The organism is Actinoallomurus soli (assembly GCF_024055715.1).
Classification (GTDB): Bacteria; Actinomycetota; Actinomycetes; order Streptosporangiales; family Streptosporangiaceae; genus Actinoallomurus; species Actinoallomurus soli.
The window spans coordinates 185,358-210,125 of sequence record NZ_JAMXMV010000001.1; the positions used below are offsets into that span (position 1 = coordinate 185,358).

The 24,768-nt window shown below is 72.3% G+C and carries 23 protein-coding genes and 1 tRNA gene; 17 read left to right on the top strand and 7 right to left on the bottom strand.

The features are described from left to right. Window positions 1-47 precede the first annotated feature (47 nt). Window positions 48-620, bottom strand: coding sequence for a TetR/AcrR family transcriptional regulator (locus NDW01_RS00900; protein ID WP_252815624.1), 573 nt, complete (start codon window positions 618-620; stop codon window positions 48-50). Window positions 621-707: 87 nt separating this feature from the next. Here NDW01_RS00900 and NDW01_RS00905 point away from each other — a divergent pair, with 87 nt between their 5' ends. Further along, on the top strand, window positions 708-1,079 hold the full coding sequence (locus NDW01_RS00905; RefSeq protein ID WP_252815626.1) for a DUF4267 domain-containing protein: 372 nt from the start codon (window positions 708-710) through the stop codon (window positions 1,077-1,079). A 67-nt stretch (window positions 1,080-1,146) separates the two neighbouring features. Here the strand turns inward: NDW01_RS00905 and NDW01_RS00910 are convergent, their stop codons facing one another. Beyond that, on the bottom strand, window positions 1,147-2,733 hold the full coding sequence (locus NDW01_RS00910) for a M48 family metallopeptidase (protein WP_252815640.1): 1,587 nt from the start codon (window positions 2,731-2,733) through the stop codon (window positions 1,147-1,149). Window positions 2,734-2,804: 71 nt separating this feature from the next. Next, a complete protein-coding gene (locus tag NDW01_RS00915) occupies window positions 2,805-3,308 on the bottom strand; it encodes an NUDIX hydrolase (protein WP_252815641.1) in 504 nt (167 codons plus the stop codon). A gap of 75 nt (window positions 3,309-3,383) precedes the next feature. Here NDW01_RS00915 and NDW01_RS00920 point away from each other — a divergent pair, with 75 nt between their 5' ends. The 4 genes from NDW01_RS00920 to NDW01_RS00935 all read left to right on the top strand — a co-directional run bounded on the left by NDW01_RS00920 (window position 3,384) and on the right by NDW01_RS00935 (window position 7,643). Further along, a complete protein-coding gene (locus tag NDW01_RS00920; protein ID WP_252815642.1) occupies window positions 3,384-4,802 on the top strand; it encodes a deoxyguanosinetriphosphate triphosphohydrolase family protein in 1,419 nt (472 codons plus the stop codon). A 194-nt stretch (window positions 4,803-4,996) separates the two neighbouring features. Further along, complete coding sequence (locus tag NDW01_RS00925) at window positions 4,997-6,232, top strand: NAD(P)/FAD-dependent oxidoreductase (protein WP_252815643.1); 1,236 nt, start codon at window positions 4,997-4,999, stop codon at window positions 6,230-6,232. A gap of 22 nt (window positions 6,233-6,254) precedes the next feature. Beyond that, window positions 6,255-7,115 (top strand): RNA polymerase sigma factor SigJ, encoded by an 861-nt coding sequence (sigJ, locus tag NDW01_RS00930; protein WP_252815644.1) that lies wholly within the window; start codon window positions 6,255-6,257, stop codon window positions 7,113-7,115. A gap of 87 nt (window positions 7,116-7,202) precedes the next feature. Next, a complete protein-coding gene (locus NDW01_RS00935; protein ID WP_252815645.1) occupies window positions 7,203-7,643 on the top strand; it encodes a carboxymuconolactone decarboxylase family protein in 441 nt (146 codons plus the stop codon). A 54-nt stretch (window positions 7,644-7,697) separates the two neighbouring features. Here the strand turns inward: NDW01_RS00935 and NDW01_RS00940 are convergent, their stop codons facing one another. Continuing rightward, window positions 7,698-8,966 carry an ABC transporter ATP-binding protein gene (locus tag NDW01_RS00940; RefSeq protein WP_252815646.1) on the bottom strand — a complete coding sequence of 423 codons (1,269 nt, stop codon included), beginning with the start codon at window positions 8,964-8,966 and terminating at the stop codon, window positions 7,698-7,700. Window positions 8,967-9,314: 348 nt separating this feature from the next. Between NDW01_RS00940 and dnaG the strand changes: the two genes are divergently transcribed. From dnaG to NDW01_RS00975, 7 genes are all read left to right on the top strand, one after another. Further along, the gene (gene dnaG, locus NDW01_RS00945) at window positions 9,315-11,216 is read left to right on the top strand and encodes a DNA primase (RefSeq protein WP_252815647.1); all 1,902 of its coding nucleotides are present in this window, start codon (window positions 9,315-9,317) and stop codon (window positions 11,214-11,216) included. A gap of 71 nt (window positions 11,217-11,287) precedes the next feature. Beyond that, window positions 11,288-12,430, top strand: a complete 1,143-nt coding sequence (gene rpoD / locus NDW01_RS00950) for an RNA polymerase sigma factor RpoD (RefSeq protein WP_252817314.1) — start codon at window positions 11,288-11,290, stop codon at window positions 12,428-12,430. A 246-nt stretch (window positions 12,431-12,676) separates the two neighbouring features. Then, the gene (gene efeO, locus NDW01_RS00955) at window positions 12,677-13,804 is read left to right on the top strand and encodes an iron uptake system protein EfeO (protein WP_252815648.1); all 1,128 of its coding nucleotides are present in this window, start codon (window positions 12,677-12,679) and stop codon (window positions 13,802-13,804) included. After that, complete coding sequence (gene efeB / locus NDW01_RS00960) at window positions 13,801-15,030, top strand: iron uptake transporter deferrochelatase/peroxidase subunit (protein ID WP_252815649.1); 1,230 nt, start codon at window positions 13,801-13,803, stop codon at window positions 15,028-15,030. Before efeO ends, efeB begins: the two co-directional genes overlap by 4 nt. A 159-nt stretch (window positions 15,031-15,189) precedes the next feature. Further along, window positions 15,190-16,476 carry an MGH1-like glycoside hydrolase domain-containing protein gene (locus NDW01_RS00965; RefSeq protein WP_252815650.1) on the top strand — a complete coding sequence of 429 codons (1,287 nt, stop codon included), beginning with the start codon at window positions 15,190-15,192 and terminating at the stop codon, window positions 16,474-16,476. 11 nt (window positions 16,477-16,487) lie between these two features. Then, the gene (locus NDW01_RS00970) at window positions 16,488-16,952 is read left to right on the top strand and encodes a hypothetical protein (RefSeq protein WP_252815651.1); all 465 of its coding nucleotides are present in this window, start codon (window positions 16,488-16,490) and stop codon (window positions 16,950-16,952) included. Window positions 16,953-17,010: 58 nt separating this feature from the next. Then, window positions 17,011-17,469: a hypothetical protein gene (locus tag NDW01_RS00975; RefSeq protein WP_252815652.1), complete on the top strand. Its 459-nt coding sequence runs from the start codon at window positions 17,011-17,013 to the stop codon at window positions 17,467-17,469. 72 nt (window positions 17,470-17,541) lie between these two features. Here NDW01_RS00975 and NDW01_RS00980 read toward each other — a convergent pair whose 3' ends face one another. Further along, the gene (locus NDW01_RS00980; RefSeq protein WP_252815654.1) at window positions 17,542-17,862 is read right to left on the bottom strand and encodes a YtxH domain-containing protein; all 321 of its coding nucleotides are present in this window, start codon (window positions 17,860-17,862) and stop codon (window positions 17,542-17,544) included. A 135-nt stretch (window positions 17,863-17,997) separates the two neighbouring features. Here NDW01_RS00980 and NDW01_RS00985 point away from each other — a divergent pair. From NDW01_RS00985 to sigE, 4 genes are all read left to right on the top strand, one after another. Next, window positions 17,998-18,073, top strand: a tRNA-Asn gene (locus tag NDW01_RS00985). A 317-nt stretch (window positions 18,074-18,390) separates the two neighbouring features. Continuing rightward, on the top strand, window positions 18,391-18,717 hold the full coding sequence (locus NDW01_RS00990) for a hypothetical protein (RefSeq protein ID WP_252815656.1): 327 nt from the start codon (window positions 18,391-18,393) through the stop codon (window positions 18,715-18,717). 377 nt (window positions 18,718-19,094) lie between these two features. Next, entirely contained in the window at window positions 19,095-19,328 is a 234-nt protein-coding gene (locus tag NDW01_RS00995) for a hypothetical protein (RefSeq protein WP_252815657.1), read from the top strand. 283 nt (window positions 19,329-19,611) lie between these two features. Further along, window positions 19,612-20,229, top strand: coding sequence for an RNA polymerase sigma factor SigE (gene sigE / locus NDW01_RS01000; protein ID WP_252782702.1), 618 nt, complete (start codon window positions 19,612-19,614; stop codon window positions 20,227-20,229). Between the two features lie 21 nt (window positions 20,230-20,250). On the opposite strand, the gene NDW01_RS01005 is transcribed toward sigE, so the two are convergent. Continuing rightward, a complete protein-coding gene (locus tag NDW01_RS01005; RefSeq protein ID WP_252815658.1) occupies window positions 20,251-21,417 on the bottom strand; it encodes a sulfite oxidase in 1,167 nt (388 codons plus the stop codon). A gap of 438 nt (window positions 21,418-21,855) precedes the next feature. After that, window positions 21,856-23,019 (bottom strand): MalY/PatB family protein, encoded by a 1,164-nt coding sequence (locus tag NDW01_RS01010; protein WP_252815659.1) that lies wholly within the window; start codon window positions 23,017-23,019, stop codon window positions 21,856-21,858. Between the two features lie 82 nt (window positions 23,020-23,101). Between NDW01_RS01010 and NDW01_RS01015 the strand changes: the two genes are divergently transcribed. Beyond that, the gene (locus NDW01_RS01015; protein ID WP_252815660.1) at window positions 23,102-24,487 is read left to right on the top strand and encodes an FAD-binding oxidoreductase; all 1,386 of its coding nucleotides are present in this window, start codon (window positions 23,102-23,104) and stop codon (window positions 24,485-24,487) included. Window positions 24,488-24,768 lie beyond the last annotated feature (281 nt).

The following is a 24,768-nucleotide window of genomic DNA, read 5'->3' on the forward strand; positions in this document are numbered from 1 at the left end:
CGCGGCCTCCGCGCGCGGGCTCAGCGCGCAGACTCAGTGGGCGCGGCTCAGCGGGCGAAGCGGCCGATGAGGAGTGCCAGGCGTTGCTCGTGGCCCTCGCGATGCATGCGGCCGTTGCGCATGAGCGTCATGAGGCCGTGCAGGCCGCTCCAGAAGGTCTCGGTGAGCGTCCCCAGGTCGTCGTCGCCGGCGAGGGGCCGGACGGTCTCGCGTAGTTCGCCGAAGGCCTCCTGCAGGGCGGGCGGCGCCTCGGGGGTGGCGAACGGCAGGTCGACGGCGTGCGTGAACATGGCGTCGTACAGCGCGGGGCGCCGGTCGGCGAACGCGCAGTACGCCGTGCCGACCGCGGCGAGGGCCTCGCGCGGGTCGGCGGCCGAGGTGCGGGCCGCGCGGAGCTCGGCGGCCAGGTCGGCGCAGCCTTCGATGGCGACTGCGGCCATGATGGCGTCCTTGCCCTTGAAGTGGCTGTAGAGGACCGGCTGGCTGTACTCGATCTCGGCGGCGAGCCGGCGCGTGGTCACCGCGTCCCAGCCCTCGGCCTCGGCCAGCTCCCGTGCCGCCGCGACGATCAACCGCTCCCGCTCCGCCCGCTCGCGCTCCCGGCGCTCCTTGATTGCCATGGTCCGATCCTAGCATCGCTAGCACTTCTACCGTTGCTCTGCTAGTGTCGATCTCGTTCCTAGCGCTGCTAGCAATCGGAGAGACTCATGCTCACCCCCATCGCCTACGGGCTCGCCATCGTCCTCGTCGTCCTGGTGCTGATCATCGGGCTGCGCTTCCTGCTGGCGCCGCGCGCCGCCGCCGCGGGCTACGGTGTGCCGGCCAAAGAGCACGGAGACTCCGCGTACCTGACGATCAAGGGGCTGCGCGACTTCACCTACGGCGTCCTCGGCGCGGCCCTGCTCGCGTTCTCCAGCGCCCATGCGGTCGGCTGGTACATGCTGGTCGTCGCGATCGCCCCGCTGGGCGACACCCTCATCGTCCTGCGCCACGGCGGAACCAAGGCGACGGCGTTCGGCATCCACTTCGCCACCGCCGTGATGGTGCTCATCAGCGCCGCCCTGCTGTTCGCCGTCTGAGCACCCACGTGCCCGCGAACAACGCCGCCGAGGATTCCGTGGCTCCCGCCACGAAGATCCTCGGCGCTCAGCGAAGCGGACCGGAGCCGGGCACCGGGCCCATTCCCCCGGGTGCCGGGGGCACGGCGCCCGGACCCGGGATCGCGCCGCCCGGCGCCGCGCCGGTCGGAGCGGGGTCCGGCACCGGGGCGGCCACCGGGGTGATGCCCACGCGGAGCAGGCCCTCGTACAGGGCGTTGACCTGACCGGGGTCGTCGACCGCCCGCCGTACGAGGTCGGTCAGGTCGACCTCGGCGCCGTCGGCGTCGCGCAGGCGGGCGATGTCGGACCAGGAGAAGACGTAACGGGCGCGGCCCGCCTGGATGAGCAGGCCCTCGAAGGCGCGGGCGACGACCCGCGCCACCAGGGCGGGGGTGTCGTCGCCCTGCCAGCCCGCCATCCGGAGGCGGGTGCCGAGGTCGCCGGCGCCGCCTCCGGCGAGGATCCGCAGGACCGTGTCGACCGTCGGCTGCGGCGTGTTCGCCGCCTGCGCGGCGGCGGTGAAGACGTCCTTCATCGCCTCGGCGTTCGCTCCGGTGTACAGGCCCCGCTCGACGATCTGCGGCCAGTCCAGCACGGGCAGGCGCAGCGCCTCTTCGGTGAGCATCGACGCCTGCGTCGCCAGCGCGGCGCGCTGCGGGTCGGCGAGCAGCGCCAGCGCCGGGCGGGAGTCGGGACGGGCGGCGGGCTCCGGCAGCGTCGCGATCGCGGCGAGGCGCTCGGCCAGACTCGGGTGCGAGTCGTACGGCGAGCGTTCCTCGGGCGAGTTCACGACCTTGGCGAGCTCCTCCTGCCGGCCCGGCTCCCGCAGCAGCGTGTAGAACCCGGCGAACAGGTCCGCAGGGCGGGCCTGGGCCGGTCCGATCAGCGAGCAGTACGAGGCGAGGTAGAAGTTCCAGGCCGCCGCGCTCGCCCGTACCTTCCGCAGGGCGTCGCCCATCGGCCGCCGCCCGGAGACGGCGACGGCCGCGGCGTCGGCCTCCAGCTCCTGCCGCCGGGACACCGCCTGCGACACGCGCAGGTACAGCGTGGCGTACAGCAGGAAGATCGTGCGGATGACGGCGTGGTTCCGCAGCCCTTCGATGGTCCTGATCAGCGACGTACGGCCCCGGTAGGTGATGCCGCCGAGGCGGGTGTGCGATCCGCTGTAGTGCCCGAGCTCGTGGCAGAGCACCGCGCGCATCTCGTCGGCGGTCAGGCTGAGCATGAGCGGGATGCCGATGTACATGGAGCGCCGTCCCGGGATGAGACCGAGGAGCCGGGTGTTCTCGCTGACGGCGGCGTTCACGTCGGGGACGAGGCGGATCTCGTCGGGCACCCGGGTCCGCACCTGGTGGGCGAGCTCGGCGACCGTGCGCCACAACTCCGGCTCGTCGCGGGGGGACACCGCGACGCCGGGCTCCTCCTCGTGCCTGCGGCGGCCGACGACGAAGACGCCGCGCAGCATCGCCAGGACGCCGAACGTGGCCAGCGCAGCGACCTTGAAACCGCCCGCGTGGCCGTACTTCACCGCGTAGAAGTCGAAGAAGACCGTGCCGACGGTGATGACGGCGACGAGCACGTAGAAGCCCGCCAGCAGGACGACGGCGACCGCGGCGCGGAACGTGGTGAGCATGCTGCCTCGAGACGTACGGACGGGGGGAACAGGACCCTAACCCGCCGCGGCCGATCTCCGGAACCGCCGGCTCAGTGGTGCCAGGGCAGCAGGACGGGCTCGGCCGGGCGGCGGCCGGCGAGGAGGTCCCGCAGCAACGGCACCAGCCCGAAGGGGTAGACGGCCTCCGTGGTGGCGGCCAGATCGTCCACGCTCCACCACCGGTGCCCGGTGAGCTGCTTCACCTCGTACGGCTGGAGGCCGCCGGTGTCGACCTCGTGCGCGGTGACCCGGTAGAGGAAGAAGTCGTCGCGGAACAGGCCCTTCGCCCAGCTGAACTCCGCGTACCCGGACGTCGTCGCCACCGGCGTTCCGAGGTCCTCCGGGGCGACGACGAGACCGATCTCCTCCTGCAGCTCCCGGGCCGCCGCCTCGTGGAGGGCCTCGCCGTCGTCGACGCCCCCTCCGGGCGTGAGCCAGTAGTGACCGCGCTTGGGACGGCGGTGGTCATGGAGGAGGCGGAGCAGCAGGACGCGGTCGGCGTCGTCGAGCAGGAGCACGCGGGCGCTTCTGCGCCGGTACGGTCCGTCGGGCATGACCCGCACTCTAGGGGCTGCCGGTGACGAACAAGATCCGCCTGGTACCTCCGTGCGGGATACGCTCGGACTCCGATGACCGGTTACACCGAGCACGACACGGCGCGCTGGGCACCCGAGCCGCCGAAGCGGCGCGGCCGCACGCCGTTCGAACGTGACCGGGCCCGGGTGCTGCACAGCGCGGCGCTGCGTCGGCTGGCGGCGAAGACGCAGGTGGTCGAGCCCGCGGCGGGGGACCAGCGCGGCCAGCACAGCCCGCGGACGCGGCTCACGCACTCCCTGGAGTGCGCGCAGATCGGCCGTGAGCTCGGAAAGGCGTTCGGCTGCGACCCCGACCTGGTCGAGGTCGCGTGCCTGTCCCACGACCTCGGCCATCCGCCGTTCGGTCACAACGGCGAGGCGGTGCTCGACGAGGTCGCCGCCGCGTGCGGCGGGTTCGAGGGCAACGCGCAGAGCCTGCGCCTGCTGACCCGGCTGGAGGCCAAGTCGTTCGCGCCCGAGGGGCGCAGCGTCGGCCTCAACCTCACGCGCGCGGCGCTCGACGCGGCGATGAAGTACCCCTGGCCGCGGAGCGCGCCGGCCGGTGAAGGCGCCAAGTACGGCGTCTACGCGGAGGACGAGCAGGTCTTCGCCTGGCTGCGGGCCGGGGCCGGGAGCGAACCCGACGCAGCGAGCGGAGTGGGTGCCGAGGGACGAGGTGGCCGCGGAGCGAGTGAGGAGGGCGAGCGACCCATCAGCGCGAGCGAACCCGACGCAGCGAGCGGAGTGGGTGCCGAGGGACGAGGTGGCCGCGGAGCGAGTGAGGAGGGCGAGCGACCCATCAGCCCGAACGGCTCGCGGCTGTGCTTCGAGGCGCAGGTCATGGACTGGGCCGACGACGTCGCCTACTCCGTGCACGACCTGGAGGACGGCCTGCACGCCGGGCATATCCGGCTGGAGCGGCTGGCCGACCCGGCCGAGCGCCGGGCCGTCTGCGAGCTGACCGCCAGGCTCTACTGTGACGCGGAGGTCGCCGAGCTGGAGGAGCGGTTCACCGAGCTGCTCGCCGAGCCGTACTGGCCGCGCGCCTACGACGGCTCGCTGCGCGCCGCCGCCGCGCTGAAGAACCTCACGAGCGAGCTGATCGGCAGGTTCTGCCGGGCCGCCGAGCACGCCACGCACGACGCGTACGGCACCGGGCCCCTCACGAGGTACGCGGGCGACCTGGTCGTGCCGCGCGGACGGCGGCTGGAGTGCGCCGTGCTGAAGGGGATCGCGGCGCACTACGTGATGGGCCGCGCGGACCACGGCGCGCTGCAGGCCCGCCAGCGCGAGCTCATCGCCGAACTGGCCGACGCGATCGTGCGGGAGGCCCCGCGGGTCCTCGACCCGGTGTTCCGCGGGTTCTACGCAGAGGCCGCCGACGACCGCGCGCGGCTGCGCGTCGTCGTCGACCAGATCGCCTCCCTCACCGACACCTCGGCGCTCGCCTGGCACCGCGAGCTCCTCGGCTGACGGCCGCACACGACGCCGCGGCCTCTCTCGGCCGGCCGGCCTCGCGCGACACCGGGAGGTCTTGGGTCGACCGCTTCCCGGGGGGCCGGGATCTCCTTCGGCCGGAGTGGCCGGCCGGCTTCGCGCGCCACACCCCCTGAGCCCGGCCGCGCGGAGGATACTGAGGTCACCCTGAGCCGACCGTGGAGGTACGCATGCCCGTCCCCGAGACCTACGTCATCGTCGGAGCGAGCCTGGCCGGCGCGAAGGCCGCTCAGACGCTGCGGGAGGAGGGCTTCACCGGGCGCGTGGTCCTCATCGGCGAGGAGAGCACCCGGCCGTACGAACGACCGCCGCTGACCAAGGGCTTCCTGTCCGGCAAGGACGCCTTCGACACGGCGTACGTCCACGAGGAGTCCTGGTACGCCGACAACGACGTGGAGCTGCGCCTCGGGGTCCGGGCGACCGGGATCGACCGCGGCGCCCATGAGGTACGGCTCGCCGACGGCGAGCGTGTCGGCTACGACAGGCTGCTCATCACCACGGGGGCCTCCGCCCGGCGGCCGGCGGTTCCCGGCGCCGACCTCGACCACGTCCACTACGTACGGGACGCGTCCGACTCCGAGCGGCTGCGCGCGGCGCTCGAGTCCGGAGACCGGCGCGTCGTGGTGATCGGCGCCGGCTGGATCGGCCTGGAGACGGCCGCCGCCGCCCGCGCGTACGGCAACGAGGTACGGGTCGTCGCGCCGTCCACGCCGCTGCGCCGTTCGCTGGGCACGGAGCTCGGGGAGGTCTTCGCGGCCCTGCACCGACGGCACGGCGCCGAGTTCGTCACGGGCGAGGTCGCCAAGATCACCGAGTCGTCCGTCGTCACCACCGACGGCGTGGAGACGCCCGCCGACGTCGTCATCGTCGGCGTGGGCGCGGTGCCGAACACCGCGCTCGCGGAGGAGGCGGGCCTGGAGGTGGACGACGGCATCGTGGTCGACGCGTCGCTGCGCACCTCCGACCCGGACGTCTACGCGGCCGGTGACGTCGCGAAGGCCGACAACCCGCTGCTGGGCCGGCGGATCCGGGTCGAGCACTGGGCGAACGCTCTCAACGGCGGCCCCGCCGCGGCGCGCTCGATGCTGGGGCGGCAGGTCGTCTACGACCGCGTCCCGTACTTCTACACGGACCAGTACGAGCTGGGCATGGAGGCGTCCGGCGCCTGGGTCGGCGCCTACGACCAGGTCGTGTACCGGGGGACCGACCCGGCGGCGTACGTCTCGGGCGACACCGACGAGCTGGAGTTCATCGCGTTCTGGCTGTCCGGCGGCAAGGTCGTCGGCGGCATGAACGTCAACGTCTGGGACGTCACCGGTGACATCCAGGCGCTGATCCGGTCGGGCCGCCCGGTGGACCCGGCACGGCTGGCCGACCCGGCGGTACCCCTCGCGGATCTGCTCTGAGCGCTCCCGGTACCGTCGGCCCGTGACCGACGAGGAGTGGGCGGAGCACCGGCCGGCGGTGTTCGGAGTGGCGTACCGGCTGCTCGGCAGCGTCGCCGACGCGGAGGACGTCGCCCAGGACGTCTGGCTGCGCGCGGCGGCCGCCGACCTGTCGGAGGTGAAGGACCGGCGCGCGTGGCTGGTGACGGTCGCGGCGCGCCGGTCGTACGACGTCCTCCGTTCCGCCCGGGTCCGCCGGGAGACCTACGTCGGGCCCTGGCTGCCGGAGCCGCTGCTGACCGGTCCGGACGCCGCCCAGCCGGTGCTGGTGGACGAGTCGGTGAGCACCGCGATGCTCCTCGTGATGGAGGAGCTGACGCCGCCGGAGCGGGTCGCGTTCGTCCTGCACGACGTGTTCGAGGTGCCGTTCGGCGAGGTGGCGGGCGTGCTCGGGAACACCCCCGCCGCGAGCCGGCAGCTCGCCTCCCGCGCGCGCCGCCGGGTGGCCGCCGCCAAGGAGCGGCCGCGTGCGAGCAGGCCCGAGCGCGAGCGCGTGCTCACCGCCTTCCGCGTCGCGTACGAGACCGGGGACCTGGAGGGGCTGGTGAGGCTCCTGCACCCGGACGCCGTCTACGTCACCGACGGCGGCGGCAAGGTCTCGGCGGCGCGCAAGCTCATCGTCGGCGGCCGTCGCGTGGCCCAGGTGCTGCACCGCGTCCGCGGCCGCCACGCGCTCGGGCACGCCGTCCCCTGCGAGGTCGGCGGCGAGCCGGCCCTGGCGGTCTTCCGGGACGGCGTCGTCACGGTGATCGACACGTTCGAGTTCGGGGCCGACGGCCGGATCACGGCCGTCCGGCGGGTGCTCAATCCGGACAAGCTGGCGCACGTCACCCTGGCGCCCTGAGATTTCTTCCCGGAAACCCGTCACACCGGGTCGTGCCGTCTCGTCTCCCTGGCGTCAACGAACCACCCACGGAGAAGGGTCGACAAGATGTCGCGCTTGAACGTCGCCGCACTGGCACCCGAGGTCTACAAGGCGTTCCTCCAGGCGGAGGGGGCGATCCGCAAGGGGCCGCTGAACGCCACGATCCGCGAGCTCGTCAAGATCCGCGCCTCGCAGATGAACGGCTGCCTCTTCTGCATCGACATGCACACCCACGAGGCGCTCGAACTCGGCGAGAACCTGAACCGGATCATTCAGCTCCCCGCCTGGCGGGAGTCGCGGCTGTACACCGAGGAGGAACGGGTCGCGCTGGCCTACGCCGAGGCCGCCACCCATGGGCCCGAGGCGGTCTCCGACGAGATCTGGAACGCGGTGACCAAGGCCTTCAAGGAGGAGGAGGCGGCCTTCCTCGTCGCGCAGGTCGCCCAGATCAACCTGTGGAACCGCGTCGCCGGGACCATGCACACCCCGCCCCCGAACCGGGACTGACGTCCTCCCGCGGGGCCGGCGCGCCGTCCATGGGGCGGCGCGCCGCCGGGGCGCTCACCGGCGCACGGGGTCGACGCGGCGGCCGTCCTCACCGAACAGCAGCATGCGGTCGGTGTCGACGGCCAGCCGGACGACGTCGCCCGCCGACACGCCGGACCGTGATTCGAGCCGGAACACCACGTCCGACCGGCGGTGATGGCCGTCGTGCTGGACCGGTTGCGGCGCGGGCTCCTCGGCGAGGAGACCGGTGGTCCGCAGGAGCCGCCGCAGCAGACCCTGCACGGCGCCGTGCTCCTGCTCGGGGCCGATCCACGCCGGATCGTTGCCGTACGGGGCCTCGGCGTCGACGTGCGGCAGGCCGGCCTCCGCGTAGGCGAGCCACTCGGAGCCGTGGAACTCCAGCGCCCGTACCCGGCCCGCGATCAGGCCGTCCGGCGCCGGCCGCAGGGCGTCGGCGCGGAGGCCGACCGTCACGTACTTGCCGTGGTGCGCCACGAGCGACGGCGACCGGGGGTCGGTCCACGGCAGGACCAGCCGCTGGTTGCCGAGGCCGAGGATGATCCCCTCCTGCTGGTCCGCCCAGACGCCCGTCTTGATCAGGTTGATCGGCGGGGCGCTCAGGAACGCCGCCACGAACATGGTGGCGGGGTCGTCGTACACCTGCTGAGGGGTGCCGACGTCCTGGAGGACGCCCTGGCGCATGATCGCCAGCCGGTCCGCCAGCGTGAGCGCCTCGGTCTGGTCGTGGGTCACGTACAGCGTCGTGACCCCGAGGGTGCGGACGAGGGCGCTGATCTCCATGCGGAGTTCGGTGCGCAGGCCCGCGTCCAGGTTCGACAGGGGCTCGTCCATCAGGAAGATGCCGGGTTCGCGGATCAGCGCGCGGCCCATCGCGACGCGCTGGCGCTGGCCGCCGGACAGGGTCGAGGGCAGGCGGTGCAGCGTCTCCTCGATGCCGAGCGCCCGCGACAGTTCGACGATGCGCTCCTGGGAGGCCGGGGAGTCGTCCCCGGAGATCTCCAGCGGGAACGAGATGTTGCCCCGGACGTCACGGTGCGGGTAGAGCGCGCCGTTCTGGAACACCATCGCCAGGTCGCGGTCGCGCGGCGGAAGGTCGTTGGCGTACTTACCGCCCAGCCACAGCTCGCCGGAGGTGATGTCCTCCAGACCGGCGACCATGCGCAGCAGCGTCGACTTGCCGCAGCCGGACGGGCCGAGAAGCACGAACAGCTCGCCGTCGGCTACGCGCAGGCTCATGTTCCGTACGGCGTGGAAACCGTCCGGGTAGACCTTGTTCACCGCGTCGAGGACGACTTCGGTCATCGTTCCACCTTGTGTCGCCGGCACGGCCCATGGCGGCCCTCCGTCGCTCGCGCGTGCTCGTCGCGGCCCCCGAACCACTCGATGCCGAGTGACGGCGGCATCCGCCACTGCCGCCGAAGTTGAGTAAGTACACCGCGTCATTCCGTGATTTGTCCAGAGTGCCGGCGCGCTTATCGATCAGGTTCTTTCAGTCCGTTCCGGGCCGTCCGGTACGGCGTGCGCGGCCGGGCCGGGATGGTCCGGATGCGGCCTGCGGTCCGGCTGGGAGGGCCCAGGCGCGGCCTGCGGTCCGGCCGGGGCTGTCCAGGTACGGCCTGTGGTGTCCGAGGCCCGGACTAGACTGCCGACGTGGCAGGCCGGATCCGCGATGAAGACATCGCCCTCGTACGCGAACGGTCGCCGATCGACGCGGTCGTGGGGGAGTACGTCCAGCTCCGCAACGCCGGCGGCGGCGCGCTCAAGGGCCTCTGTCCGTTTCATGACGAAAAATCGCCGTCTTTCAACGTTTCGAACGGAATGTTCTACTGCTTCGGCTGCGGGGAAGGCGGCGACGCGATCGGCTTCATCCAGAAGATCGAGCACCTGTCGTTCGCCGAGGCGATCGAGCGCCTGGCGGCGAAGGCCGGTGTGCAGCTCCGCTACGCCGACAGCGGCTACGTCCCCGGACGGCAGAAGGGCGAGCGCACCCGGCTGCTGGAGGCGCATCGGGCGGCGGCGGAGTTCTTCGCCGAGCAGCTGCTCACCCCGGCGGCCGAGCTCGGCCGCCGGTTCCTCGCCGAGCGTGGCTTCGGACGGGAGGACGCCGAGCGCTTCGGTGTCGGCTACGCGCCGAACGAGTGGGAGGCGCTCGTCCGGCATCTGCGCGGCCGGGGCTTCACCGACAAGGAGCTCGTCACGGGCGGGCTGGCCAGCCAGGGGCGGCGCGGGCCGATCGACCGGTTCCGCGGCCGGCTGATCTGGCCGATCCGCGACCTCACCGGCGACGTCATCGGATTCGGCGCGCGCCGGCTCGAGGAGCGCGACGACGGGCCCAAGTACCTCAACACCCCCGAGACGCCGCTGTTCAAGAAGGGCTCGGTGCTGTACGGCGCCGACCTGGCGAAGAAGGACATCGCCAAGCGGCGGCAGGCGGTGATCGTCGAGGGCTACACCGACGTCATGGCCTGTCATCTGGCGGGCGTCGGCACCGCGATCGCCACCTGCGGCACCTCCTTCGGCGACGAGCACATCAAGATCCTGCGCCGGCTGCTGCTCGACCAGGACGAGGCCAGCGGTGAGGTGATCTTCACCTTCGACGGCGACGCCGCGGGGCAGAAGGCCGCGCTGCGCGCCTTCGAGACCGAGCACCGGTTCGCCGCCCAGACGTTCGTCGCCGTGCAGCCGGACGGCCTGGACCCGTGCGACCTGCGGCTCCAGCACGGTGACGCGGCAGTGCGCGACCTGGTCGCCGCCCGGGTCCCGCTGTTCCGGTTCGCCATCCAGGCGACGATCGCCAGGTACGACCTCGACACCACCGAGGGCCGGCTCGCCGCGATCGACGCGGCCGCGCCGATCATCGCGGGGATCAGGGACCGGGGCATGCGCGAGCGCTACGCCATCGACCTGGACAAGTGGACCGGCTTCCTCGACGAGCAGTTCGTCCTCCGGCGGGTGCGCGAGCACGCCTCCGGCCGTCCGGGCGAGGGCCGGCGAGGCGAGGGCCGGCGGGGCGACGCGCGCGGGCGGCGGCCCGAGTCGGTCCAGGGCCCGGCCCCGCAGCGCCCGGCGTACGACCCGAACGATCCGGTGGTCCAGGTCGAGCGCGAGACGCTGAAGCTCGCGGTGCAGCGGCCCGCGCTGCTCGGGCCGGCCTTCGACGCGATGCCCGCCGAGGCGCTGATCGTCCCGGGCCACACCGCGGTCCGGGCGCTGATCGCGGAGCTCGGCGGAGTGGCGAGTGCGCGGAGCGGTCCGGAATGGGCCGGACGGCTGCGGGACGCCGCGCCGAACGACGAGGTCAGGGCCCTGGTCACCGCTCTCGCCGTGGAGCCGTTGCGTTTCACCGGGGATCCGGATGACCGATATGCCGCCGCGATGCTGTCCAGATTGCAGGAGATCCAGGTCACGCGGGAGATCGCGAAACTGCAGTCCAAACTCGGACGGCTGAATCCGGTCGAGCACCGCGAGGAGCACAACCGCCTTTTCGGTGACCTGATGGCCCTTGAGCTGCAGAGAAAGGTGTTGCGGGAGCGAGCCATCAGTTCTCTGTGACCTCTGGGACGCAAAAATAGGTCCCCCGGAATACGGGCCCCTTGCCGCACACTGTCACCGTGGGCCCTTCGGTGCTGCCTAGCGAGACGCCATCGGTTGACCAGGTGGCGGACCTCGTCGCACGTGGCAGAGAACGTGGAATAACGGTGGACGACGTCGCCGCCGCGATCGATCGTTCCGACCTGCCGGCGGACTCGGCCGACCGGGTCGTCCGGATGCTCGCGGAGCAGGGGGTGGAGGTTCTCGAGTCCCCGAGCGGACACGAGGACTCAGCGCGAGCTGATGGCGATGACCTCGGGAGGCGGGCGCCGACTAGCGACCTGGTCCGGATCTACCTGCGCGAGATCGGACGCGTACCGCTGCTCACGGCAGAAGAAGAAGTAGAACTCGCGAAATCGATCGAGGCGGGCCTGTTCGCCGAGGAGAAGCTGGCCAAGGCGGCCATCATCGCTCCCGCCGAACGCTCCGACCTCGAACTGCTCGCCCATGACGGAGTACGGGCGAAGCAACGACTGATCGAGGCCAATCTGCGCCTGGTGGTGTCCATCGCCAAGCGTTACGTCGGCCGCGGAATGCTGTTCCTCGATCTGATCCAGGAGGGGAATCTCGGGCTGATCCGTGCGGTCGAGAAATTCGACTACACGAAGGGGTACAAGTTCTCCACCTACGCGACCTGGTGGATCCGCCAGGCGATCACACGGGCGATCGCCGACCAGGCCCGGACCATCCGGATTCCGGTCCACATGGTGGAGACCATCAACAAGCTGGTGCGCGTGCAGCGTCAACTCCACCAGGATCTCGGCAGGGAGCCGACTCCCGAGGAGATCGGGATGGAGATGGGCCTGCCGCCCGACCGGGTGGTCGAGATCCAGCGGGTCGCGCAGGAGCCGGTGTCCCTGCAGTCGCCGATCGGCGAGGAGGACTCCGACCTCGGTGACTTCATCGAGGACGCCGACGCCGTCGTTCCGATGGAGGCGGCGGCGTTCATCCTCCTGCAGGACCAGCTCGGCGGCATCCTGGGGTCGCTGTCGGACCGGGAGCAGCGGATCATCCAGCTGCGGTTCGGCCTGACGGACGGACATCCGCGGACCCTCGAGGAGGTCGGCCGGGAGTTCGGCGTGACGCGGGAGCGCATCCGGCAGATCGAGTCGAAGACCCTGGCGAAGCTGCGGCATCCGACGCGCGCGCAGATGCTCCGCGAGTACCTGGAGTGAGTTCTGCGGGCCGCCCTCTTCCGGCGGGCGGCCCGAACGGTCCCGAGCGGGGCCGGCGTGATCACGCCGGCCCCGCTTCCGCTTCTCGGCGTGGCGATGTTCACAGGGCGCGGGCCCCGCCCGCGCTTGACGAAGTGAGGTTAGGTAAAGCTAAGTTAGGTACGCCTAAACAGGCGTGCCCGCCTTCGTCCGATCCGCCTTCGTCCGAAAGGGCGCCTGGCCGTCCTTCGCCCCGCTGGAGACCGCATGCGTCCTGTCCACGTGCTCGCCGCCGCGGGCGCCGCCCTCGTCTCACTGTCCGCGCTGTCGGCGTGCGGGAAGAACGACGACGCGGCCCCCAAGGGCGGATCCGGGGCCATCGAGGTGACGGCCACCGACTCCTCCTGTGAGGTCGGCGCCAAGAGCACGTCGGCGGGAGCGGTGACGTTCAAGGTCACCAACAAGGGCTCGCAGGTGAACGAGCTGGAGATCCTCGCCCCCGACGGCAAGATCGTCAGTGAGCGCGAGAACATCGGGCCCGGCACCGGCGCCGAGGTCACCGTCCAGCTCTCCGCCGGCACGTACAAGGTCATGTGCAGCGCCGGGATGACGGGCAAGGGCCCCTCCCAGGCGCTCACCGTCACCGGCCAGGGCAAGGCGGTCGACCCGCGCCTGGACCAGGCCGTCGCCGCGTACCGGACCTACGTCGCCGAGCAGGTCGACGACACCCTGACCAAGGCGACGAAGTTCGCCGCCGCGGTCAAGGCGGGCGACGTCACGAAGGCCAAGGAGTTGTACGCCCCGTCCCGGGTGGGCTGGGAGCGGATCGAGCCGGTCGCCGAGTCCTTCGGCGACATCGACCCGAAGGTCGACCTGCGCGAGGCGGACCTCAAGCAGGGCGACAGGTGGACCGGCTGGCACCAGATCGAGAAGGCGCTGTGGAAGACCGGCTCGCTCCAGGGTGAGGGCCCCTACGCCGATCAGCTCGTCAAGGACCTGCAGACGCTCAAGACCAAGGTCGGCACCGCCTCCATCACCCCCACCTCGATGGCCAACGGCGCCAAGGAGCTGCTCGACGAGGTCGCGACCGGCAAGGTCACCGGTGAGGAGGAGACGTTCTCCCACACCGACCTGGTCGACTTCAAGGCCAACGTCGACGGCGCCCAGAAGGTCTACGAGCTGCTCAAGGCCATCGTCAAGGAGCGGAACCCCGACCTCGCGACCACGCTCGACGACGAGTTCGCCAAGGTGCAGAAGATGCTCACCAAGTACGAGAAGGGCGACGGGTACGTCCCCTACGACACGGTCGGCGCCAAGGACCGCAAGGACCTGTCCGACGAGGTGAACGCGCTCGGCGAGCCGCTGTCGAAGCTCGCGGCTGTGGTGGCCAGGTGACGGCGAACGTCAGCCGACGCCGGCTGCTCGGCTACTCCGGCGCGACGCTCGCGGCCGGCGCCGCCGCCGGCGCGGGCGTGGTCAGCGTCGCCCGGGCCGGTGCGGACCACGGCTCCGCCGATGACGCGGCCGTCCCTTTCCACGGCGCGCACCAGGCGGGGATCTCCACCCCCGTCCAGGACCGCCTGCACTTCGCGGCGTTCGACGTCATCACCGACGACCGCGACCGCCTGGTCCGGATGCTCAAGGAGTGGACCGCGGCCGCCGCCGCGTTCACCGGCGGCCACCCGTACGGCTCGGCCGCCGGCGGGCTGGGCGAGGCGCCGCCCGACGACACCGGCGAGGCGCTCGGCCTGCCCCCGGCACGGCTGACCCTGACGATCGGGTTCGGGCCGACGCTGTTCGAGAAGGACGGCAAGGACCGGTTCGGGCTCAGGGCGAAACGGCCGGCGGCCCTGATCGACCTCCCGCACTTCCCCGGCGACGACCTCGACCCGGCCCGCAGCGATGGCGACCTCTGCGTTCAGGCCTGCGCCGACGACCCGCAGGTCGCCGTGCACGCCATCCGCAACCTCGCCCGCATCGGGTTCGGCGTCGTCTCCGTGCGCTGGTCCCAGCTCGGCTTCGGCAAGACCTCCTCGACGACCCCGGACCGGCAGACGCCGCGGAACATGTTCGGGTTCAAGGACGGCACCCGCAACATCGCGGGCACCGACACCAAGGCGCTCGACGAGCACGTCTGGGCGTCCCCCGCCGACGGGCCGTCCTGGATGGCCGGCGGCTCGTACGTCGTCGCCCGGCGCATCCGCATGCACATCGAGACCTGGGACCGTACCTCGCTCCAGGAGCAGCAGGACACCTTCGGCCGGACCAAGGGGGAGGGCAACGCGTACGGTGCGAAGCGCGAGCACGACCCGGTGCCGCTCGACAAGCTGCCCGCCGACTCGCACGTCCGGCTCGCCCACCCCGACGGCAACGGCGGGGTGCGCATCCTGCGGCGCGGCTACTCGTTCACGGACGGCACCGACGGGCTCGGCCGCCTCGACGCGGGCCTGTTCTTCATCGCCTTCCAGCGCGACCCGCGCAAGCAGTTCGTCCCGCTGCAGAGCAAACTGGCCGCCTCCGACCACATGAACGAGTACATCCAGCACGTCGGCTCGGGCATCTGGGCCTGCCCGCCCGGCGTCCGCAAGGGCGGCTACTGGGGCGACGGCCTCTTCTCCTGAGCCCGCCGCCCGAAAACCGCGTCCCGGGCTCGCAGCCTGGAACCGCGTCCTGTGCTCAGCCTGGAACCGCGTCCTGTGCTCGCCGCCTGAGCCGCGGCCTGACAGAGATGGCCGAGGTCGGGCATCGCCGGGAGCGCCGCGGAGCCGTACGCTGGCTCAATGGGGCCACGGCTCACCGGCGACGAGACGGCCCTCTGGATGGCCGCCGCCCGCGTGCTGGACGCGAACTGGACCGGCGCGGCCACGGTCCCGTGTCCGGGTCTGTACCCGCACCAGTGGAGCTGGGACTCCGCCTTCATCGGCATCGGCCTCGCCCACCACCGTCCCGACCGGGCCCGGACCGAGTTCCTGTCGCTGTTCCGGGGCCAGTGGGCGACCGGCCTGCTCCCGCACATCGTCTTCAGCGTCACCGAACCACGGGACGCCTACTTCCCCGGCCCCGAGCTGTGGCGCAGTTCCGCGCACTCCGCCGCACCGCGCGGCGTGCACACCTCCGCCCTCACCCAGCCGCCGCTGCACGCCCTCGCGGCGCTGCGGATGGTGCAGGCGTCCGACGGCGCGGACCGGTCGTTCCTGACCCCGCTGTACCCCTGTCTCGTCGCCCAGCACGCCTACCTCGCGCGGGACCGTGACATCGGCGGAGGCGGGCTGGCGAGCCTCTGCCACCCCTGGGAGTCCGGGCTCGACGACAGTCCTGCGTGGGACCCGCCGCTGGCCCGCGTCGACCCGCGCGGCAGGACGTACAACGGGGGAGACCACGACCGGTACGTCACGCTGGTGAAGGGGATGCGGGCCGCCGGATACCGCGCGGAGTACCTCCGGGACGAGCATCCCTTCGTCGTCGAGGATCCGCTGTTCAACGCCGTCTATCTGGCCTCCACGCACGCGCTGGCCGAGCTGGCCGACCTCGCCGGGGCCGATCCGCGTCCGCACCGGGAGGCCGCGGAGCGCATCCACGCCGCCCTCCTGGACCGCCTGTGGGACGAGTCGGCCGGCTGCTTCCGCGCCCGCGACCTGCGGACCGGGCGTCTGATCCCGGAGACGACCGTGGCCGGCTTCGCGCCGCTCATGGACCCGGAGCTGCCGGCGGCGGTCGTGCGCGTGCTGACCGACCTGCTGCTGTCGGCCCGCTTCGCGGGCGCGGCCGGGTACCCGGTCCCGACGTGCGACATCCAGTCGGGGGCGTTCGACCGCGGGGCGTACTGGCGCGGGCCGACCTGGATCAACATCAACTGGCTCCTGTGGTCGGGTGCCTCCACTCAGGGCCTGGGCGGGATCGCGGACCTGCTGTTCGGCTCCACGGCCCGGCTGGTGCGCCAGTCCGGCTTCCGTGAGTTCTACGACCCGTTCGACGGCAGCGGCCAGGGCGACCACGACTACAGCTGGTCGGCCGCGCTCCTCCTGGACCTGCTGGCCGCGCGCCGGGGCACCGGCCGGGCGCTGTAGCGTGACATGCCATGCGACTGACGTGGCGGAAGAAGGTGCCGGACGGCGTCGTCCTCGAACGGGGCGAGCGCGTCCTAGCGGTCGGCGGTGAGACGGTCGCGACCGACGCCGCCCTCTACCTCCCCGGAGCCGGCGAGGGCACCCGCCTGCCGTGGGAGCGCGTGGAGCAGGCCACCTGGCAGGAGGGCGTCCTGGTCGTACGGGAGGTCGGCGGCCGGCGGCACACCGTGCCGCTCTCCGAGCCGGGATCGGTGCCGGAGGCCGTACGGGAGCGCGTCACCGCCACCGTCGTCGTCAGCACGTACGTCAAGCTCCCCGCCGGAGGGGTGCGGATCGTCGGCCGCCGTCCGCCGCGGGCGGACGGCGAGTTGCGTTGGTCGTTCGTCTTCGACCGTGGTCTCGACCCCGCCGATCCTGGGCTGCTGGCCGAGGCCGAGCAGGCCCTGGAGGAGATCCGCCGCCAGACGGGGCTGTGAGGGCACACCGCCGCGTTAGGGTCGTCAGAGGTGTTCGGGCGGCGAGAGGGCGGGCGTGATGGCCGGGTACCACCCCGACGGATCTCGCGCGGGCGCCGCCGGGCGGCTGGTCCTCGGGCTGCTCTTCCTGGCCGCGACGGTGCTCGTCGCGAGCCTCGTCCTGCCGGACCTCGGGCCCAACCTGCGGGCGGCCCGGGGTGACGGCCGGCCCGGCGTGTTCACGCCCGAGCGGCTCGACTGCGCGAAACGGTGCCTGTGGTACGGCACGTTCCGCCCCGACACGGGGAGCGGCTCCCGTACGGGCGTCTGGCTCGAGGGCGCCCGGCACGGCGACGTCGGGGCGGGCGCGGCCGTTCCGGCGGTCGACACGGGAGCCTCGCGGTACGTCTTCTCCGCCGGCGGCTCGCCGCACTGGGCGGGGATGATCGGCGGCTCGGCGATGACGGTGGTGTTCGCCGCCGGGAGCCTCCACCTCGTCGTACGCGGCCTCCACGGCCTGGTCCGTCGTCGCGGGTGATCCCGCGGCCGCCGGTCCCGGACACGAGCGCGCCCGGACCGGCCCTGCCGGCCCGGGCGCGAGGTGGGACGGTCAGGTGATGTCGGCGGGCGTGCTGCCGGGCTGGGCGGCCTGGCCGGTCGACTCGGCGGCGCCGGTGGCGGAGGGCTCGGCCCGGCGCATGCCGGGGACCTTCTCGCTCATCGTCTGGACCTTGCCGCCGAACCTGCTCCGGGCCGACTCGGCGATCTCACCGGCCTGGGCGCGCAGCACGCCGGCGGCCTCCTGCACCCTGGGGTTCTCGGCGACACGCCGGGACATTCGTTTGATCTGCTCGTAGCGCTCCTTGCCGGCGCGCGTTCCCAGTACGTACCCGGTCGCCGCTCCGGCGAGGAACACAGCGCGGTGTTTCATGGTGGTACTCCTCTGCTGAGTCGCCGTAGGACATACCCCGAAGAGGACGGGCCAGTCGGCGAAACGAGCACGTGCGAAATGCGCTAACCTTGTGCGCGATGGGGCGGCCAGCGGTCGGGGCGGCTCCTCGTGTGATCCCCCGTAGCTCAATTGGCAGAGCGTCCGGCTGTTAACCGGCAGGTTACTGGTTCGAGTCCAGTCGGGGGAGCCAGCCGAACGGGCCGGTCTCGACGAGACCGGCCCGTTCGCCGTCTCCGGGGTCTTCCGGACCCAGCGTGTTCCGCGCGTACAAGCGATTGCCGCAGCAGGCAACGTTCGCCCCGTTGACGACAGGTGTGGAGGTGTTCGGTTGGTGGCGTGTTCGTTCCGCTGGATGAACGCCGTGCCAGTGACCTTGTTGGGGTCATCGTCATTCCTGGATGGTCCGGTGGCCCTGGCTGGGCCGGTGTTTCCCGAGGTCCGGGTTCTGTCGTAGGCACCTGCTGTAATCGCTTCGTGCCTCGGCGTGTCGATCCTGACGCTCCCCGGGTGGTGTTGCGCACCGCCCGGGTCGGTCTGCGTCTCACGCTTGGGCAGCGGCGGCGGTGTTTCGGCTGGCTGGTCGCGGCCGGGGACGTGTGGGCGTGCATCCTGGACATGAACCGGTGGCGGCGGCAACGCGGCCTGCCACCGGTGGTGGGGTATCAGGCGTTGTGCCGGGAGTTGTCGGCGGCAGGGGCGGGCACCTTCGGCGACCTGGACACCATCGGGGCGCGGTCGGTGCTGCGCCGGTACAGCGACGCCTTGTTCGCCGCCGCAAGATGCCGCACCGACGGCGACGCCTCCGCCCGTTTCCCGCGCCGTAAACGCGCCTGATGCCGGTGCGGTACTACCACGGCACCTTCACCCTCACCGACAAGCACCTGCGACTCCCCGCCGCCCGCGGACGCCCGCCGCTGCGGGTCCGCCTGAACCGGGAACCGCCTTGATCATGCACCGTCGAGCCGGACGGCACCTGCCCGGTGCCGGACCGGCACGGCGTGACCCCCGACGACGCCCCCATCACGGCACCGCCAAAGGGTCCCCTGGCCGGCCGAGGCCCGCCCCACCACCGGTGGGGAGTCGCTCGCCCACAGCGAGGATCAACCAACACGGTCACCACACGACCAACGTTGATTGAAACGGCACGATGTACAAGCGGCGGTTGCGACGCTCTTCGACGCATGTCCCCCTCAACCTCTGGAGGTCGGCAGATGCGTCGTCCTTCCCGGCTCCGGCTGCGCGCCGGAGCCGCACTCGTCCCCGCCGCGGTCCTCATCGCCGCCGGCGTCCCGGCGACCGCCCACGCGGCGCCCGTCCGTACGGCGGCCGCCACCGTCTCCTCCACCGGGCAGGTGCCGTCGATCAGCTCGAACGGACCGAGAATGCGAATCTCCATCGCCGCTCCCGGGGCGGCCGGCGGGGGACGCCGCCCGCGCCCAGGATGACCGACCCGGCGAAGTTGATCAAGATGGTCCGCCGGGCCGGTTCCTCCCCCCTGAGGATGAGGAGGCCGTCCCCGTCTCCGCCGCGCGGCCGACACCGGAACGCGCCTACACCCATCTGACGGGCGACGTCGTACGGGCGCCGGACTGCCATGCTGGACAACGTCGGAGGAAGGACGGGCCGGAGGGCCGCGGAAGGAGCGATCCCATGGCGGACCTCTCTTACACCGTTCTTACCTCCGACGGGACAGACTTTGACCGCGAACAGTGATATCGGGGGTGACTGGTGAAGGGTGACACGGTGGCATGGACGCCGCCCAGCTGGGACGACATCGTGCGTGAACACTCCGCGCGTGTCTACCGCCTCGCCTACCGGCTGACCGGGAACCAGCACGACGCCGAGGACCTCACACAGGAGGTCTTCGTGCGCGTGTTCCGTTCGCTGTCGAACTACACGCCGGGGACGTTCGAGGGGTGGTTGCACCGCATCACCACGAACCTGTTCCTCGACATGGTCCGCCGTCGGCAGCGCATCCGGTTCGAAGGTCTCGCCGATGACGCGGCCGAGCGGCTGCGGGGCCGCGAGCCGAGTCCCGCTCAGGCGTACGAGGACCGGCACTTCGACGACGACATCCAGACGGCCCTGGACGCCCTCGCGCCGGAGTACCGCGCCGCCGTGGTGCTGTGCGACATCGAGGGACTGTCGTACGAGGAGATCGCCGCGACCCTCGGCGTGAAGATGGGCACGGTCCGCAGCCGCATCCACCGCGGCCGCGCCCAGCTCCGCGACGCGCTCGCCCACCGGGCACCGGACCCGAAGGTGTCCGAGGAGCGCGCCGCCCGCCGCAAGCCGCGCCGGAGCGCGGGCCGCATGCGCACCAACCCGGCCTGGACGACCCCCTGATCGACCGGCGCGGACCGATCCTCAGATCACCGTGACCGGATGACGCGCGACGGCCCCGAACAGGTAGCCGAACGTGTTGTAGGGCGCGACGTCCGGCTGCGCGGTTCCGGTGCGGTCGGTGGCCCGCGCCAGCAGCTCGTACGATCCCGGGCCCGGCGGGCGCCAGGAGATCTCCCAGCGGACCCACCCGAGGGAGTCGCGGTGCCCATGAGGCGTGGTGTGCCGCCAGGTACGGCCGCCGTCGGTGCTGACCTCGACGTGGCGTACGGCCCCTTCGCCGGACCATGAGCGGCCGTGCAGCCGGATCGTGCGCCCGGCGTCGAGCCGCGCGTCCCACGGCAGTTCGAACGCGCTCTTGAGCACCTGCCGCGTCAGCGGAGCGCTGCCCTCCGGCGGATAGCCGGGACCGAACATCCGGTAATAGATGGTGTTCCAGGGGGAGGACAGCGGGGTCTCGGAGACCTCGATGTCGCCGACCCACTTGATCGAGGCGATGCCCACCCAGCCGGGCACCACGAGACGGACCGGGAATCCATGGTCCGGAGGCAGCGGCCGGCCGTTCATCTCGTAGGCCAGGAGGACGTCGTCGAGGGCCTTGGCGACCGGCAGCGGCCTGCGCACCCGCCCGAGGTTCTGCCCGCCGTCGACGAAGTCGGGGTCGAGGCCGCGCGGCATCACGTCCACGGCGCGGTGGGTCAGCCCGGCGCGTTCGAGGACGTGGGCGAGGGGGACCCCGCGCCAGCGGGCGACGCCGACGCCGCCCAGTCGCCACGGTGTGCCCGAGACGGTCTGGTGCTGCTGCGTCGTGTAGAGGCTCCGGCCGTTCCCGGTGCACTCGATGAACGCGTCGATGGTCCGGGCCGGCATCCCGAGCAGGTCATCGTAGGAGAACGCGACCGGCCGGTCGAGGGTGGGGGAGCCGCGCAGGCCGCTCCCGAACAGGCGGAGCCGCCACGTCCGCACGTCGATCGACGGGGTGCGGGTGTGGTTGCGGACGAAGAAGCGGTCGGTCGGCGTGAGGTAGCCCTGCCCGCGCATCGCCTCCCAGCGCATCTCGGCGTTCGTGCCGTACACGATGAACAGCTCGGGCGGCAGTGGCTTGACGATCGGCCCGTCGTCGGCGCGGGCGGTGCCGGTGGCCGTGGCGGTGGCGGCCATCGCCGACCCCAGACCGAGCCCGGCGGACATGCGAAGGATCGTGCGTCGTGACGGCTGACAGTCGCCTTCTCCGATGACGCCCATGCGTGGCTCCCGTTCTCCGATGTTTCCGACCAAGATAGTGAAGAAATCGGATGGGCTCCAGTGCCCGGGCCGTTGCGAGACGGTCGCGATCCCGGTCATCCCGAGGCGCGGCCGCGGCGCCCGCTCAGGCCACCACGGTCACCCGGCCGACCCCGCGCCCGCCTCCTCCCGCGCCGGTCTCATCCTGCGCCGTGTCGTCGCGCGTCGGCGTCGTCCGGCGCCGGCCTCGTCCCGCGCCCGCGTCATCACGGGCCCGCCTCAACGCGCGCGGGCCACGTTTCTTGCCCGCCTCAGCGCGCGCCGGCCACGTCCGGTGCCCGCGTCATCGCGCGCCGCCTCGTCCGGCGCTCGCGTCATCGCGCGCCGCCTCGTCCGGCGCTCGCGTCATCGCCCGCCCGCCCCGTCGAGGGCGGCCGCCATCCGCTGTACGGCCTCGGTGACGCGGCCCGGCGCCGTACCGAAGTTGAGCCGGGCGAAGCCCCGGCCCACCTCGCCGAACGTCGGGCCGGGCGACAGCGCGACCTTGCCGTGCCGCAGGAAGGCATCGGCGGGGTCGTCGCCGAGACCCAGCGAGCGACAGTCCAGCCAGGCCAGGTACGTGGCCTGAGGCGGCCGGTAGCCGACGCTCGGCAGGCGGGCGGCCAGCAGGTCGCCGAGGAGTCGGCGGTTCGCGTCGAGCCCGGCGAGCAGGTCGGCGAGCCACGGACGGCCGTGGGTGAAGGCCGCCTCCGCGGCGATCACGCCGAACAGGCCCGCGCTCTCGCTCACCTCCTCATGGATCGCGGCGACGTCGGCGCGGGCGTCGGGCCCCGCCACGGCCAGGGCCGCCTTCAGGCCGGCGAGGTTCCACGCCTTCGACGCCGAGGCGAGCACGATGGAGCGGGCGGCGGCCGGGGCGTCCAGCGAGGCGAACGGAACGTGACGCGCGCCCGGATGGGTCAGCGGCGCGTGGATCTCGTCGGCCACGATCCGCACGTCGTACCGGTCGGCGAGAGCCGCCACGGCCAGCAGTTCGTCGCGGGTGAAGACCCGGCCGGTCGGATTGTGCGGGCTGCACAGCAGGTACGCCCGCGCCCCCGCGGCGAAGTCGCCCTCGAGCCGCTCCAGGTCGATCCGGTACCCGTCCGGGCCGTCGATCAGGGGGTTGGGGACGACCTGGCGGCCGATCCGCTCCAGCCAGTAGAAGAACGGCGGATATCCGGGGGAGTTGACCACGATCCGGTCGCCGGGCGCGGTGATGATCTCCAGGACCTCCTTGATCCCGGACATCACGTCGGGCACCAGGCGCATCGCGTCCGGCTCGGGACGCCAGCCGTAGCGGTCGGCGGCGAAGTCCGCGAACGCCTCCGGCAGCCGGCCCGCGATCGCATACCCGGTGTCACCCCGGGCGATCGCCCTGGTGAGCGCCTCGGCGACGGGCTCGGCGAGCGGAGTGTCCATCTCCGCCACCCACATGGGCAGCACGTCGGACGGGTACTCGCGCCACTTGACGCTGCGCCGTTCGCGCAGATCGGTCAGCTCGTACGCGGTGAGGGGATTCGCGGGCATGGCACCACCTTCGCTCTCGGTCGTCTTCGCCAGTCTGCCCGCCGCCGTTCCCAGAGATCACGCCGAGCGTAGGGTGCGGCGTATGACGGCGATCTCGGACGAACTGGCGGTGGAGCTGGAGCGGGCACTTCCCGGCGGCAGAGTGGTCCGCGACCCGGACGTGGTGGCGTCCTACGCGCACGATGAGGCGGAGTGGGCGCCGTACGGCAGGCCCATCGCGGTCGTGCGGCCCCGGGAGACCGCGGAGGTCCGCGAGGTCGTCGCCCGGTGCGCGCGGCTCGGCGTGCCGGTGGTCGCGCGCGGAGCCGGCACCGGCCTGTCCGGCGGCGCCAACGCGATCGACGGCTGCGTCGTGCTGTCGTTCGAGGCGATGAACGAGATCCTCCGGATCGACCCGGACGAGCGGATCGCGGTCGTCCAGCCCGGCGTCGTCAACGACGACCTGCGCAGGGCCTGTGCCGAGCACGGTCTCTGGTACCCGCCGGACCCGGCGAGCGCGCCGTGGTCGACCATCGGCGGCAACGTCGCCACGAACGCGGGCGGGCTGTGCTGCGTGAAGTACGGCGTGACGCGGGACTACGTCCTCGGGCTCGAGGCCGTCGTCGGACGCGGCGACGTCGTACGGCTGGGCCGGCGCACCGCGAAGGGCGTGGCCGGGTACGACCTGACGGGGCTCATGGTCGGCTCGGAGGGCACCCTCGGCGTCATCACCGAGATCACCGTACGGCTCCGGGGCGCCCGCGCGGCCGAGCGCACGATCGTGGGGTACTTCGACTCGCTGGTGGCGGCGGGGGAGGCGGTCAGCGCCGTGACCGCGGCGGGAGTGGTGCCCAGTGCGCTCGAACTGATCGACCGGCACTGCCTGCGCGCCGTCGACGAATGGCGGCACATGGGACTGGCCGACGAGGGCGACGTGCTCCTGCTCGGCCGTACCGACAGCCCCGGTCAGGCGGGTGAGGAGGAGGCCGACGCCATCCTGGCGTGCTTCGCGGCCGCGGGTGCCACGTGGAGCGCGCGCTCCACCGATCCGGAGGAGGCGGAGGCGCTGTTCGCGGCCCGCCGCCTCGCGTACCCGGCGGTCGAGCGGCTCGGCCCGGTCCTCACCGAGGACGTCTGCGTGCCGCGCATGCTGGTGCCGGAGATGCTCGGCCGGATCGAACGGATCGCCGCCGAGTACGACATCCGCATCGCGAACGTCGCGCACGCCGGGGACGGCAACCTCCACCCGTTGATGATCACGTCGCCGGACGATGACGCCGCGCGGGAGCGCGCCCAGGCCGCGTTCGAGCGGATCGTCGACGAGGCGATCGCGCTGGGCGGAACCGTGACGGGCGAGCACGGCGTCGGCCTGCTGAAGCGCCGCGGCATGGCCGAGGAGATCGGGCCGGCCGTGATCGGGATGCACCGCGCGATCAAGCAGGCCCTCGACCCGGCCGGCATCTTCAACCCCGGCAAGGTCTTCACCTGAGCCGTTCCGCGGACGACCCGGAGTAAGGGCCCTCCCGCTCGCGCCTGCGAAAGTCTCGGGCTGGTGGATCGCCGGGGTCGGGATGGCAGGTCCAGGTTCGTGAGCTCGTGTCACGCGGCGTTCCCCGAGCATTTCACGCGCCCGCCTTCCGCTCCGGCCGTCCGAGCCGGGGCCGAGCCGATCTGGCCCTCCGCATGTACAGGAGTCTCGGAGAACACCATCGGGACCATCCGAGTCGTCCCGTCCTATCCCTGATGGGGCGGGGGAAACGGCGTTGCCCG

What these genes read in the sequence shown, in the direction of transcription:
- NDW01_RS00900 (WP_252815624.1), bottom strand. Translation starts at nt 620, where the DNA reads ATGGCAATCAAGGAGCGCCGGGAGCGCGAGCGGGCGGAGCGGGAGCGG.
- NDW01_RS00905 (WP_252815626.1), top strand. Translation starts at nt 708, where the DNA reads ATGCTCACCCCCATCGCCTACGGGCTCGCCATCGTCCTCGTCGTCCTG.
- NDW01_RS00910 (WP_252815640.1), bottom strand. Translation starts at nt 2,733, where the DNA reads ATGCTCACCACGTTCCGCGCCGCGGTCGCCGTCGTCCTGCTGGCGGGC.
- NDW01_RS00915 (WP_252815641.1), bottom strand. Translation starts at nt 3,308, where the DNA reads ATGCCCGACGGACCGTACCGGCGCAGAAGCGCCCGCGTGCTCCTGCTC.
- NDW01_RS00920 (WP_252815642.1), top strand. Translation starts at nt 3,384, where the DNA reads ATGACCGGTTACACCGAGCACGACACGGCGCGCTGGGCACCCGAGCCG.
- NDW01_RS00925 (WP_252815643.1), top strand. Translation starts at nt 4,997, where the DNA reads ATGCCCGTCCCCGAGACCTACGTCATCGTCGGAGCGAGCCTGGCCGGC.
- NDW01_RS00935 (WP_252815645.1), top strand. Translation starts at nt 7,203, where the DNA reads ATGTCGCGCTTGAACGTCGCCGCACTGGCACCCGAGGTCTACAAGGCG.
- NDW01_RS00940 (WP_252815646.1), bottom strand. Translation starts at nt 8,966, where the DNA reads ATGACCGAAGTCGTCCTCGACGCGGTGAACAAGGTCTACCCGGACGGT.
- efeO (WP_252815648.1), top strand. Translation starts at nt 12,677, where the DNA reads ATGCGTCCTGTCCACGTGCTCGCCGCCGCGGGCGCCGCCCTCGTCTCA.
- NDW01_RS00965 (WP_252815650.1), top strand. Translation starts at nt 15,190, where the DNA reads ATGGGGCCACGGCTCACCGGCGACGAGACGGCCCTCTGGATGGCCGCC.
- NDW01_RS00970 (WP_252815651.1), top strand. Translation starts at nt 16,488, where the DNA reads ATGCGACTGACGTGGCGGAAGAAGGTGCCGGACGGCGTCGTCCTCGAA.
- NDW01_RS00975 (WP_252815652.1), top strand. Translation starts at nt 17,011, where the DNA reads ATGGCCGGGTACCACCCCGACGGATCTCGCGCGGGCGCCGCCGGGCGG.
- NDW01_RS00980 (WP_252815654.1), bottom strand. Translation starts at nt 17,862, where the DNA reads ATGAAACACCGCGCTGTGTTCCTCGCCGGAGCGGCGACCGGGTACGTA.
- NDW01_RS00995 (WP_252815657.1), top strand. Translation starts at nt 19,095, where the DNA reads ATGCGTCGTCCTTCCCGGCTCCGGCTGCGCGCCGGAGCCGCACTCGTC.
- NDW01_RS01005 (WP_252815658.1), bottom strand. Translation starts at nt 21,417, where the DNA reads ATGTCCGCCGGGCTCGGTCTGGGGTCGGCGATGGCCGCCACCGCCACG.
- NDW01_RS01010 (WP_252815659.1), bottom strand. Translation starts at nt 23,019, where the DNA reads ATGCCCGCGAATCCCCTCACCGCGTACGAGCTGACCGATCTGCGCGAA.
- NDW01_RS01015 (WP_252815660.1), top strand. Translation starts at nt 23,102, where the DNA reads ATGACGGCGATCTCGGACGAACTGGCGGTGGAGCTGGAGCGGGCACTT.